This is a genomic window from Kitasatospora sp. NPDC008115, from assembly GCF_042957205.1.
Lineage (GTDB): Bacteria > Actinomycetota > Actinomycetes > Streptomycetales > Streptomycetaceae > Kitasatospora.
Genome location: NZ_JBIBHU010000005.1, coordinates 276729 through 288766 on the forward strand (window position 1 = coordinate 276729; position 12038 = coordinate 288766).

The window sequence follows — 12038 nt, forward strand, 5'->3', positions numbered from 1 at the left end:
AAACCCCGATGCCCCTGCACCCCCAGGCCCAGGCGCTGCGCGACCACCGCGCGAGCGCCGCCACGGCCCCGCTCTACACCCTCACCGTGGCCGAGGCCCGCGCCGCCGACCTCGCCGACATCCGCGCCGCCGCGGGCACCCCCGAGCCGGTCGCCGCCGTCGAGGAGCACCGCCTCCCCGGCCCCGGCGGCGAACTCGCGCTGCGCCTCTACCGGCCCGAGGCGCCCGCCGACGGCCGCCCGCTGCCCGTCCTGCTCTACCTGTTCGGCGGCGGCTGGACCCTCGGCTCGCCCGACACCAGCGACGCGATCTGCCGCGCCCTGACCAACGCGGTCGGCTGCGCCACCGCCTCCGTCGGCTACCGGCTCGCCCCCGAGCACCCGTTCCCCGCCGCCGTCCAGGACTGCGCGGCCGCCGCCCGCTGGCTCGCCGCGCACGCGGACGGGCTCGGCCTGGACGCCGCACGCCTCGCCGTCGCGGGCGACAGCGCGGGCGGCAACCTCGCCGCCGTGCTCGCCCTGCTCGCCCGCGACGAGGGCGGCCCGGCACTGCGCCACCAGTTGCTCGTCTACCCCAACACCGACGCCCGCGCCGACACCCCCTCGCTGCGCGAGCACGACGACCCGGCGCTGTTCAACCGCCGCTCGGTCGTCTGGTACTGGGGCCACTACCTGGCCGACCCGGCCGACGGCGACCACCCGCACGCCTCCCCGCTGCGGGCCCCGAGCCTCGCCGGACTGCCGCCCGCCACCGTCATCACCGCCGAGTACGACCCGCTGCGCGACGAGGGCGAGCAGTACGCCGAGGCGCTGCGCGCGGCGGGCGTGCCGGTGGAGCTGCGCCGCTGGGCGGGCATGCCGCACGGGTTCTTCGCCATGACCGGCACCCTGGACGGCGCCGCCGAGGCCCAGGCGTACGCGGCCGAGCGGCTGCGCGAGGCCCTCGCGTGAGCGCCCCCGCCGCCCCGCTGCGGCCCGCGGCCCCCGCACCTGGCGACGCGCCCGTCACGCTGCCGCTCGCCGGGCTGCACGCCTCCCTCGCGGACCCGCTGCTGGACGCGATGACCTTCCTCAACGAGGTCACCACCCGCTACCCGCAGGCGGTCTCCTTCGCCCCCGGCCGCCCCTACGAGGGCTTCTTCGAGCCCGAGGACGTCGCCGTCTACCTGGACGCCTACCTCGACCACCTGGCCGCGAGCGGCCTGGACCGCGACGCGGTCCGCACCACCCTGTTCCAGTACGGGCCCACCAAGGGCGTCGTCAACGACCTGGTCGCCCGCACCCTGGCGAACGACGAGAACCTCGCCGTCGCGCCCGAGGCGCTGGTCCTGACCGTCGGCGCCCAGGAGGGCATGCTGCTGGCGCTGCGCGCCCTGTGCGCCGGCCCGGAGGACGTGCTGCTGGTCAGCTCGCCCTGCTACGTCGGCGTCACCGGCGCCGCCCGGATCCTCGACCTGGCCACCGTGCCCGTCCCCGAGGGCCCGGACGGCGGACCGGATCCGGCGGCCGTGCGCGCCGCCGCCCGCGAGGTCCGCGCGACCGGCCGGCGCCCGCGCGCCCTGTACGTCGTCCCGGACTTCGCCAACCCCTCCGGCACCTCGATGCCCGTCCCGGCCCGCACCCGGCTGCTGGCGACGGCCGCCGAGGAGGACCTGCTGGTCATCGAGGACAACCCGTACGGGTTCTTCTCCCGGGACGGCGTCGAGCGGCCCACCCTCAAGGCGCTGGACCGCCACCGACGGGTCGTCTACCTGGGCTCCTTCGCCAAGACCTGCTTCCCCGGCGCCCGGCTCGGCTTCGTGGTCGCCGACCAGGAGGTGACCGGCCCGGGCGGGCGGCGCAGCCTGCTGGCCGACGAGCTGGCGAAGCTGAAGAGCATGACGACGGTCAACACCCCGGCCCTCAGCCAGGCCGTGATCGGCGGCATGCTGCTCACCCACGACTGCCGGCTGCGGGCCGCCAACGCCCCCGCCACGGCCCACTACGCGGCCGGCATGGGCGTCCTGCTGGCCGAGCTGGAGCGGCGCTTCCCGGCCGCCGGGCGGGAGCGCCTGGGCCTGTCCTGGAACGTGCCGGAGGGCGGCTTCTTCGCGGTGCTCCAGGTGGCCTTCGCGGCCGACGACGCGGCGATGGAGCGCTGCGCGCGCGACTTCGGCGTGCTCTGGACGCCGATGGCGCCGTTCTACCCGGCGGGCGGCGGGGAGCGCCGGCTGCGGCTCTCCATCAGCTCCCTGACGCCGGAGCGGATCGCGGCCGGCGTCGCCCGGCTCGCGGACTTCGTGCACGCCGAGACGGCCAGGGCGGCGGCGGGGTAGGCCCCGGACCCCGGAACACCGCGAAGGCGGCGCCTCCCGTGAACGGGGGCGCCGCCTTCGCGGTCGTACGGTCAGCGGGTGCCGGCCGCCTGCGGGCCGCTCCCGACGGCCTTGACGGGCGGCTTGGCGGCGATCGCCTTCGTCGGGGGCTTGGCCGCGACCGCCTTGGTCGGCGGCTTGGCGGCGACGGCCTTGGCGGGTGGCTTGGCCGCGACAGCCTTCGCCGGCGGCTTGGCGGCGACGGCCTTGGCGGGCGGCTTGGCCGCGACGGCGGCCGCCGGCCGGGCGTCGGTGACCTTGATGGGGGGCTTGGCGGCGGCCGGGGTGGCGGCGAGCAGGCCCACCACGGGCAGTGCGGCGATCGCCCCGCCCGCGATGGCCAGCCGGGCGCCCCGGCGCCGCGCGGGCGTACCGGGACGGTCGGCGGCCGGGGTGTTCTCGGACCGGAGGCTCATACGGTTCCTCTCGACGAACGGACGAACAGATGATCGGCTGATCCGACGATAGGGCCGCCGCGACCGGCCGGACAACCAACCGATGGCCGTCCGGCCTGTGGTGACGGTCCGAAGGCTTCCCGGCCCGCCACCGCTCGGCCACCGGACGGCCGTCGAATCTCAGCGCACCCGGGTGGAGAACAACCGGGCCGACCAGAACACCGCAGCCGCCGTCATCAGCGCGACCACCAGCAGGCCCTGCCAGACGACGCTGTCCCCGACATCGCCCGCGAACAGCGAGCGCATGCCCTCCACGGCCCAGTAGAAGGGGTTCCACTTGGCCATCGTCTGCAGCCACATCGGCGCCAGCGCCAGTGGCAGCAGCGTGCCCGAGAGCAGCGCGATCGGCTGGGCGACGGTGTTCACCACCGGCGCCATCGCCTCGTCGGCCGGCAGCACCAGGGCGATCCCGTAGGAGATCGCCGAGGTCATCAGCGCGAGCAGGCCCATCAGCAGGAAGGCCAGCACCAGGTCGACCGGCCCGACCCGCAGGCCGAACGGCAGCGCGATGAGCGTGATGATCACCGCCTGGACGAGCAGCGCCACCGTCTCGCGCAGCGCCCGGCCGAGGAGCAGGGCGAGCCGGCTGACCGGGGTGACCCGGGCCCGCTCGATGATCCCGGCCCGCAGCTCGCCGAGCAGGCTGAAGCCGGTGTACAGGCCGCCGAAGATGCACAGCACCGCCAACAGGCCCGGCACGTAGATCTGGTAGGCCTCGGCGTAGCTCCGTGCGCCCATCGGCTCCAGCACCTTCTTGAGCAGCGGCGCGAAGAGCAGCAGGTAGAAGATCGGCTGGATCACCCCGACGGCGATCCAGACCGGTGTTCGCCACATCAGCAGCAGCTGGCGCTGGAAGACCAGCCAGGTGTCGCGGGCGAGCTTCATTGGCCCCTCCTAGGGGATCCGGAGGTGGGGTCAGGACTGCTCGATGGAGCGGCCGGTGCGGGCCAGGAACACGTCGTCCAGGCTGGGCCGCTGCAACTGCACGGTGCCGGTGACGACACCGGCCGCGTCCAGGGCGCGCAGCAGCCGGGGGACGGCGGCGGCGCCGTCGTCCAGGTAGAGCCGCACGCCGTCCTCGCCGTTCAGCTCCAGGCGGTGCAGGACCGGCAGCCCGGGCTGCTCGCGCAGCGCCTTGGCGGCCCGTTCGGCCTCGCCGGGGCCGAGGCCGATGAGCACGACGTCGCCGGATATCTCGCGCTTGAGCGTCTCGGGCGTGCCCTCGGCGACGATTCCGCCGTGGTCGACGATGGAGACGCGGTCGCAGAGCGCGTCGGCCTCGTCGAGGTAGTGGGTGGTGACGACGACGGTCATGCCCTCGCCGCGCAGCCGCCGGATCTCGGCCCAGACGTGGCCGCGGCTGGCCGGGTCGAGGCCGACCGTGGGCTCGTCGAGGAACAGCACCTTCGGCGCGTGGATGACGCCGAGCGCGATGTCCAGCCGGCGGCGCTGGCCGCCGGAGTAGGTGCGGCACGGCCGGTCGCCGAACTCGGTGAGCTCGAAGGCCTTGAGCGCCTCCTCGGCGCGGCTCAGCGCCTCGGCCTTGCCCTTGCCGTGCATCCGCGCCTGCATCACGAGTTCCTCGCGGGCGGTGACGGCGTCGGTGGTGCCGCCGCCCTGGGCGACGTAGCCGATCCGGCGGCGCACCTCGGCGGGGTCGGCGAACAGGTCGGCGCCGGCGATCCTGGCCTCGCCGCCGTCGGGGCGGATCAGGGTCGCGAGCATCCGCAGGGTGGTCGTCTTCCCGGCGCCGTTGGGGCCGAGGAAGCCGACGATCTCACCCGGCTCGACGTTCAGGTCGATGCCTCGGACGGCGTCCACGGGGGGCTGGCCGCGTTTCTTGGAAGGGTAGGACTTTCTCAGCCCCTTGGTCTCGATCAACCAGAACTCCCGTGCGGGGATGGCTTGCCGGGGCGCCGGGAAGGCGGCGCGCGGGGCACCTGCGAAGCGGTGCTGCGGGCCACCCTAGAGTCTGCGGCGCCCCGGAAACAATGGCCTAGACCAGTGGATTGCCTCGGCGGGCACCCGTCGCGACCAGTGCCTCCACCCGGTCGGCGGCCGTCACGGCCCCGCCACCGGCGAGCAGTTCGGACCCGATCCGGGCCGCCGCGGCCCGGTACCCGGGCTCCTCCAGGACCGTGCGCAGCGCCGCGCCGAGGTGATCCGGCGTCACCCTCGCGAACGGCACCCGCAGTCCGGCGCCCGAGGCGGCCACCTGCGCCGCCACGAACGGCTGGTCGTGCCGGATCGGCGCCGTCACCAGCGGCAGCCCGTGCGCCAGCGCCTCGCCGACGGTGTTCATCCCGCCGTGGCAGAGCACCGCGTCCAGCACCCCGCGCCGCATCAGCTCCAGCACCGGGGCCCGGTCCACCGCCACCGCGCCGGGCGGCAGCGCGGGCAGCAGTTCGCCCGGCGCCGCGAACACCGGCTGCACGCCGGGCCCGGCCAGCTCCAGCGCCCGGGCCGCCCGGGCCAGGAAGTCCGCGCCCAGCTCGCCGGAGAGGGTGCCCATGGTGACCAGCACCCGGCGGTGGTCCGGCAGCAGCCGCTCCCAGGGGAACGCGGGATCGGCCGGGCGGTCCGCCAGTACCGGCCCCACCGGCGCGTAATGCGCCGGCGGTTCCTGCGGACCGGCCGGCGCCGGGCCGGTGAGCGCCGGGCCGGTGAAGGCGAGAACCAGCGCGGGGGAGAACCGCGGGTCGACGTACTCCTCCTCGGGCAGCCCGGCCCGCCGCCACAGGCCCCGGAGCAGTCCGGTCATCCACTCCTCGACCAGCGGCAGCGCCCGGAACGGCCGCCCCAGCTCCATCGCGCCGGGCGCCAGGGTGCCCCAGGGCAGCCGGTGACGGTGCGCCACCATGGCCCCGGCCGGCGTGTGCTGGTCCACCAGCAGCGCGTCCGGCCGGTACTCGCGCACCGCCGAGTCCAGCGCCTTCAGGGTGAACCGCGCGTACGGGACGATGAAGCCCTCCCACAGCGAGCGGACGGCGGCCAGCCCGTGCCCGCCCTGCGCCCGGAACGCCCGGGTGCCGGTGCCGAACACCCTCGCCTCCGGGCCGAGCAGCGGGCGCAGCGCCGACTCGGTGCCGGTCCAGGCCACCTCGTGGCCGCGCGCGACCAGCTCCCGGGCCAGGCCGACGGTCGGATTGACGTGCCCGGTCAGCGGCGGGACCACCAGCAGGAAGCGGCTCATCGGGCGTCCTGCGCGGGCAGCAGGCGCTCGACGTCGGCGACGGTCAGCGCCTCCAGCGCGGCCAGGTCGAGCCCGGCGCGCAGCGCGGCGAGGTCCACCGACGGGCCGAAGTCCCGGCGCAGCCGCTCGTGCAGTGCGGCGAGTTCGGTCTCGTCGAGCAGCAGGTCCCCGTCCAGCCGGGCCTGCGGGGTCACCCCCGCGGCCCAGCCGGGCGGCGCCTGCGCGACGTCGGCCAGCAGGGACACCAGCGCCGGACGGACCGGCGGCACGGCGATGGGAGGTTCACGATCGGTCATCTGGGACTCCACCGTCTCGACGAAGCGGGGGCGGGGGGACGGCGGCACGAAACGTGCGCGTTCCATGGGTGTGATGTGCGGGCTGTGTGCCGCAACCGCCCGAGATCACTTGTGCGGACCCGTCGGGCGTGGGAATACTAGCCCGCGTGACCGCACTGGAGGCAGTGGCCGTTCACCTCCCCCACCACATCGTGCCCATCGAGGCAGTGGGCGAGCGCATCGGCCTGACCCCACGTCAACTTCGACTCTTCCGCCGCTTCCACGGCCTGGACCAGCTGCGACTGGACCCGGACGGGAAGCTGCCCGACCTGCTCGGCGCCGCCGTCGACGCCCTTCCGGAGCTGCGCGGACGCGAACGGAACGTCCGTTTCGTGATCCACGCGCGCAGCATGCCGGTGGCGGTGCCCTATCCGCTCAACCCGCTGCACGACCTGCTCCACCGCTACGGCCTCGGCCACGCCCAGGCCTTCACCGTCACCCACCACGCCTGCGCGGTGGGGCTCCTGGCCGTGGACCTGGCCGGCCGCCTGCTCGCCGGAGAACCCGACCGGGAGGCGCTGGCCCTGGTGCTCGCCGGGGAGAAGACCTTCACCAAGGACGCCCAGGTGGTGCCCGAGACCGGCATCTTCGCCGAGGGCGCGGCCGCCTGCCTGGTCAGCGCCGACGGCGAGCACGACCGCGTGCTCTCCTACACGATGCGCCAGCGCCCCGAGTTCGACGGCCGGCTGGCCGAGGACCCGGAGCTGCTCGCCCGCTACCAGCGCGAGTACCCGGCGGTGATGATCGAGGCGATCGAGGAAGCCCTCGACCAGGCCGGTCTGGACCTCTCCGACCTCGCGCTGCTGCTGCCGCACAACGTCAACCAGGCCTCCTGGCGGATGATCGCGCGCCGGCTCGGCTTCCCGATCGGGAAGGTGCTGCTGGACAACGTGCCCGCGGTGGGGCACAGTTTCGCTGCGGACAGCCTGATCAACCTGCACACCGCCACCACGCGGGGGCTGCTCGGCCGCGGCGAGCGCTACCTCATCGCCGCCGCAGGCATCGGAGCCACCTTCTCCGCCATGGTTGTCGAGCACTGACGCTCGGTCAGTCGCTCCACCCCGGACGCCGGTTTCCCGGCCGCCCGGACCCAAGTCCACCACGCACGACGGGACGGTCCCACCCATGTCCGACCAAGTGGTCCAGACCACCGACACCGAGCTGCGCGACCGGATCCTGCACAGCCTCGGCGAACTGCTGCCGCGCGTCCTCAAGCGGGACCTGCCCGAGATCCCCGAGAACGCCTGCCTCTTCGACGACCTCGGCCTCACCTCGGCCGGCACCATCGAGCTGATCCTGGAGGTCGAGGAGGCGCTCGACATCCAGGTCGACGTCGAGCAGATCACCGAGGACGACCTGCGCTCGGTCACCAACCTGGCCGACTACGTCGCCTCGCACGTCATCCCCGAGGACTGACCGGTGCCCGCCGCACCGGGTCTCACCCGGGTGCTGACGCGGCACGCCGACGGCCGCTCCGAACTCTCCCTCGACCCCGACCTGCGGGTCTTCGTCTCCGACCTGGTCCGCCCCTACGGCCTGCCGCTGCGCGAGGACCTGCTGGCCGAGGGCGTCGGACACGCCTACGAGGAACTGGCCGCCGGCCTGCTCGCCGAGGCGCTCGGCCCCGACGAGCCGGCGGACGTGCTCGTCCAGGCCTTCGACTCGCCCGACATCCGGCCCGGTGCGCCCACCTCGCTCGCGCTCAGCCGCTCCTGCGCGGGCTCGCCGCTCGCGCTCGGGCTCTGCGACCAGGGCACCGGCGGGGCGTTCGCCGCGCTGCGCGCCGCCACCGCGTACCAGCGGACCGGTGTCGCCCACCGCGCCGTCGTCGTCCTCGCCGAGCAGACCGCCCTGCACTACGAGCCGGCCGCGCCGGTCACCCTGCCCGAACGGCACTGCGCGGTGGTCCTGGTCTGCGAGACGGCGCCGGGCGAGGAGCTGGAGGTCGCCCAGGAGAGCGGCGCCGACCCCGGGTCCGCCGCCGAGGAGGTGCTCCGGCGGGCGAAGGAACTGGGGGAGGGGGCCGCCGTGCTGCTCTCCGCCGCGCTGGAGGTGCCCGGCCTGGAGGTGCCGGTACCGGAGGTGTCCGGCCTGGACGTCGTCCGCGCGCCGGCCGGCCAGCCGTTCACCGGGCTCTGGTCCGCGCTCGCCGACCGGCTGCCGGCCTGGCGGGACGAACGGCGTCCCGTGCTGCTCGCCGACCTCGACCCCCGGCTCGGAGTGCTCTCCACCCTGACCCTGCGCGCCGGCCCGCGGCGGTGACCCCCGACGCCGCCCCCGACGCGGGCCCTGGAGCGGGGGCCGCCGAGGGCGTCGACCGGATCGACGTCTGGCTGATCCCCACCGACCAGCCCGAGCCGGTGGTCCGCGCGCTGCGCGCCCTGCTCGACCCGGCCGAACTCGCCCGCGCCGACGGGCCCGACCCGCGTTTCGGGCGGCGGTTCACCGTCGCCCACGGCGCCGTCCGGTTGCTCGCCGGCGCCCGGCTCGGCCGTGATCCCGCACGGCTGGTCTGGCGCCGCGGCCCGCACGGCAAGCCCGAGTTCGACGGAATCGCGGTCAACCAGTCCGCCTCCGGAGCCCTCGCGGCCGTCGCCCTCGCCGAGGACCGCGCCGTCGGCGTCGACGTGGAGGAGGTCCGCGACGCCAGGGCCGCCGTGCGCCTGGCCCGGCGCTACTTCCCCGCGGCCGAGGCGGCGTCGGTCGAGGCCGACCCGCTTCCCGCCGAGCGGTTCACCGAGCTGTGGTGCCGCCGCGAAGCCTGCGTCAAGGCCTACGGCGGCCGGCTCGTCCAGGGCTTCGGCCTGCCGCTGGCCGGTCCCGCGCCGCTGCTGCTCGCCGACCCCGGCGCGCTCGGGCCCGGGCCCTGCCGGATCGACGACCTGCCCGCCCCCGGGCCGTTCCGCGCCGCCCTCGCGGCCGTCGGCGCCCGCCCGTTCCAGACCCGCGTCCGCACCTGGCGGATGTCCAATGACCATGTCATGTCAGATAGTTGACTGAGCGTCAGCACAGGGCGGCATCCCAGATTTCTGGTCTGGACCGGATGATCGGCCCGCTGATAGCGTCCCGACCGCATCCCGCCGAGACCTCTTGAACCGAAGGGCGCGTCCGACGTGACGAACGACGTGGAAGAGACCGCCGGGCGGATCACGGTCCGGTACCGCGGCGCGAGCGGCGGCTGCGGCCCGCTCACCCTCGGCCAGGACAACATGATCCGCTGCATCCGGCGCGACCGGCCCGAGCAGATCAACCAGGCCTCGGCCTGGCCGGTCCCCGACGGCACCACCGTGACCGCCGCCCTCGACGCGCTGCGCGCCCTGGTCGAGCGCCACGAGTCGCTGCGCACCGCGTTCCCGCCCGGCCCCGGAGACAGTGCCTTCCCCGAGCGCCAGGAGGTCGGCGCCGAGGGCGCGTTCACCGTCGCCACGATCCCCGCCGGCGACCGGACGGGCGCTGAACTCGATGCGCTGGCAGGCGAGTTGGGGATCGCTGACGTCGCCGTTCCGTTCGACCTCGCGGCGCTCCCGCGGGTGCGCTTCGCCCTCGTCGTGGACGGCGACCTGGTGCGCCGGCTGGTCGTGACGGTCTGCCACGCGGGCGCCGACGGCGCCGCCGTCAGTCTGCTGATCCGGGACTGGACCGACCTCGCCGCCGGCAAGGAACTGCCGCCCGCCACCTGCCGCACCCCGCTACAGGTGGCCGCGCAGGAGCAGAGCACCCAGGGCCGGCGCAAGACCGCCGCCGCGCTCAAGCACTGGGAGTCGATCCTCACCACCGGCCCCTCGGCGGTCTTCGGCACCGACGGCATCACCGGCGAGCAGGGCCCGCTCGCCACCGTGATGCTGCGCTCCCGCACCGCCGCCGCCGACCTCCAGGCAGTCTGCCGACGCACCGGCGCCAGCCCGTCGGTCGTCCTGCTCGCCGTCTTCGCCGCCCTCACCGCGCACCGCGCCGACCGCACCGACCTGGTGATCTCGGCACTGTCCGCCAACCGCCAGCGCGCCGCGCTCGCCGACCACATCGGCACCCTCGCCCAGGACGCGCTGATCGCGCTCGACACCGCGGTCGACGACCTCGACGCGCTCATCGGCCGGACCAAGTCCGCCTCCTTCTCCGGCTACTGGCACAGCACCCTCAATGCCGACAAGGTCTGGCAGTTGGTCGAGGACGTCGCCGAGCGGCGCGGTGCCCGCTTCACCCGCCAGGTGGTGGTCAACGACCTCAGCCTCTCCATTCCGGAGGCGCTCTCCGACGCCCGCCCCGGGCCCACCACCGACCCCGAGGCGCAGTGGCTGCCGGACCAGCCGCTGCCGGTCCGGCTCATGATGAACATCCTGCGCACCACCGGCATGCTGGAGTTCGTCCTGCTCGCCTGCCCCCAGGTGCTCGGCCGGGACGACACCGAGCGCCTCGCCCGCGCCGTGCCCGCCGTCCTCGCGGCCGCCGCCGACCGGCCCCTCCCGCTCACCGCTCTGGCCGCACTCAGCGGTGTGCGCCCCGGCACCCGGACGGGCGACTGGCACCGCGTCGGCGCCGACTGGATCGACCTCGGCGCCGTCCGCGCCCTGCTCGCCGACGCCCTCGGCCCCGCCGCCGCGGCGATCGACCTCACCCGCACCGAGGACGGCGTCACCGCCCGCATCGCCACCACCGACCCCGGCCTCACCCCCGCCGCCGCCCACCGCGCGGTGATCGCAGCCCTCCCCGGCCGGGCCACCGCCATGGCCCCGCACCACTACATCGTCCACGCCCGCCCGGACGCCGTCCCGCCCGTCTGGTCCGACCTCCCGGTTCTCGCCGAAGGCTCCGGCCGGGCCGTCTGACACCCGCAGGGGTACCCTCCTCGCAAACGAGTCGAGGGGGGAAGCGGAACATGCACGTCCGGAGGCTGGTGACGGCGACGATCCTGGCGGAGCTGCTGGGAGCGGTGCTGGCCGGCCTGGTCTACTCGTTGTTCCGGCTGCTGCCGGGTGACTGGACGGAGGGGGTCGCCTGGACGGGTCTGCCGCTGATGGCCGCCATCGCGCCCCTGGCCGACCACTTCGCCCGGCGTCCGCCGCACCGCCGCCGCGGAGTGCTGGCCGCACTGCCGGCACTCGTCGTGACGGGCATCGCCCTCCTGTCGGTCACGGACCGGTGGTTTGCGGGGGTTGAGGGCCTCGGCGGGGCGGTCGCCATGGGGATCGCGCTTCCCGTGGCGGCCGGGGTCTTCGCCGCCGTGTCGGGGCCTGCGTCCGAGCGCTGAGCCGCCGCAGCGCCGCCGCCCCGCCGGTGACCGGGTGTGACCGCGGTTGCCGGGAGCGTGCGGGAGCGGAAGCCTGGAGGTACGGGGGTTTTCCCATTGCGGGGTGATCGATCATGGCCAAATTCACGCCGAAGTACCAGGAGGCGGACCACCCGGTCGAGGTCTGGGACGTCGAGTTCACCGAGGAGGAGTGGGCCGAGTTCCGCAAGGGACCGCGCGCGTTCCTGAAGCGCATCACCGAGGCCGAGGGGCGGACGGTCAACCGCCTCCTCGTCGACGCGGAACTGCTGGAGGTCGCTCCCGACGGCGGCATCTGCCACGGGCACATCACCAGCGTCCACATCAAGTTCGGGCCGGAGAAGTCGACCACCGGCTACAGCTGCTCCGGACTCTGGGAGTAGCGCCGGCCCCCGCTGCGGTGAGGCCGCGACCGGCGGAGACTGAGGGTGACCCCCGT

Annotated in this window: 14 protein-coding genes; 9 read left to right on the forward strand and 5 right to left on the reverse strand. The window is 75.1% G+C overall.

The window, feature by feature from the left end; all coding sequences use genetic code 11:
- The first annotated feature begins 8 nt into the window (after window positions 1-8).
- Window positions 9-950 carry an alpha/beta hydrolase gene (locus ACFZBX_RS09230; protein ID WP_391532449.1) on the forward strand — a complete coding sequence of 314 codons (942 nt, stop codon included), beginning with the start codon at window positions 9-11 and terminating at the stop codon, window positions 948-950.
- The gene (locus ACFZBX_RS09235) at window positions 947-2314 is read left to right on the forward strand and encodes a PLP-dependent aminotransferase family protein (RefSeq protein WP_391532451.1); all 1368 of its coding nucleotides are present in this window, start codon (window positions 947-949) and stop codon (window positions 2312-2314) included. Before ACFZBX_RS09230 ends, ACFZBX_RS09235 begins: the two co-directional genes overlap by 4 nt.
- A gap of 71 nt (window positions 2315-2385) precedes the next feature.
- Here the strand turns inward: ACFZBX_RS09235 and ACFZBX_RS09240 are convergent, their stop codons facing one another.
- The 5 genes from ACFZBX_RS09240 to ACFZBX_RS09260 form a co-directional block, all read right to left on the reverse strand.
- The gene (locus ACFZBX_RS09240) at window positions 2386-2769 is read right to left on the reverse strand and encodes a hypothetical protein (RefSeq protein ID WP_391532453.1); all 384 of its coding nucleotides are present in this window, start codon (window positions 2767-2769) and stop codon (window positions 2386-2388) included.
- A gap of 159 nt (window positions 2770-2928) precedes the next feature.
- Entirely contained in the window at window positions 2929-3693 is a 765-nt protein-coding gene (locus ACFZBX_RS09245; protein WP_391532455.1) for an ABC transporter permease, read from the reverse strand.
- Between the two features lie 30 nt (window positions 3694-3723).
- The gene (locus ACFZBX_RS09250) at window positions 3724-4689 is read right to left on the reverse strand and encodes an ATP-binding cassette domain-containing protein (protein WP_391532457.1); all 966 of its coding nucleotides are present in this window, start codon (window positions 4687-4689) and stop codon (window positions 3724-3726) included.
- A gap of 115 nt (window positions 4690-4804) precedes the next feature.
- Entirely contained in the window at window positions 4805-6001 is a 1197-nt protein-coding gene (locus tag ACFZBX_RS09255) for a glycosyltransferase (protein WP_391532459.1), read from the reverse strand.
- Window positions 5998-6363, reverse strand: a complete 366-nt coding sequence (locus ACFZBX_RS09260; protein WP_391532461.1) for a hypothetical protein — start codon at window positions 6361-6363, stop codon at window positions 5998-6000. The genes ACFZBX_RS09255 and ACFZBX_RS09260 overlap by 4 nt, the downstream gene beginning before the upstream one ends.
- An 80-nt stretch (window positions 6364-6443) precedes the next feature.
- Between ACFZBX_RS09260 and ACFZBX_RS09265 the strand changes: the two genes are divergently transcribed.
- The 7 genes from ACFZBX_RS09265 (at window position 6444) to ACFZBX_RS09295 (ending at window position 11982) form a co-directional block, all read left to right on the forward strand.
- Entirely contained in the window at window positions 6444-7376 is a 933-nt protein-coding gene (locus ACFZBX_RS09265; RefSeq protein ID WP_391532462.1) for a 3-oxoacyl-[acyl-carrier-protein] synthase III C-terminal domain-containing protein, read from the forward strand.
- Between the two features lie 85 nt (window positions 7377-7461).
- Window positions 7462-7752, forward strand: a complete 291-nt coding sequence (locus ACFZBX_RS09270) for an acyl carrier protein (protein WP_391532464.1) — start codon at window positions 7462-7464, stop codon at window positions 7750-7752.
- A gap of 3 nt (window positions 7753-7755) precedes the next feature.
- Window positions 7756-8598 carry a hypothetical protein gene (locus ACFZBX_RS09275; protein WP_391532466.1) on the forward strand — a complete coding sequence of 281 codons (843 nt, stop codon included), beginning with the start codon at window positions 7756-7758 and terminating at the stop codon, window positions 8596-8598.
- Window positions 8595-9332, forward strand: coding sequence for a 4'-phosphopantetheinyl transferase family protein (locus tag ACFZBX_RS09280; protein WP_391532468.1), 738 nt, complete (start codon window positions 8595-8597; stop codon window positions 9330-9332). The genes ACFZBX_RS09275 and ACFZBX_RS09280 overlap by 4 nt, the downstream gene beginning before the upstream one ends.
- A gap of 117 nt (window positions 9333-9449) precedes the next feature.
- Window positions 9450-11159 carry a condensation domain-containing protein gene (locus ACFZBX_RS09285; protein WP_391532470.1) on the forward strand — a complete coding sequence of 570 codons (1710 nt, stop codon included), beginning with the start codon at window positions 9450-9452 and terminating at the stop codon, window positions 11157-11159.
- A gap of 50 nt (window positions 11160-11209) precedes the next feature.
- Window positions 11210-11581: a hypothetical protein gene (locus ACFZBX_RS09290; RefSeq protein WP_391532472.1), complete on the forward strand. Its 372-nt coding sequence runs from the start codon at window positions 11210-11212 to the stop codon at window positions 11579-11581.
- Window positions 11582-11694: 113 nt separating this feature from the next.
- Window positions 11695-11982: a hypothetical protein gene (locus ACFZBX_RS09295; protein ID WP_391532474.1), complete on the forward strand. Its 288-nt coding sequence runs from the start codon at window positions 11695-11697 to the stop codon at window positions 11980-11982.
- The last annotated feature ends 56 nt before the right edge of the window (window positions 11983-12038 follow it).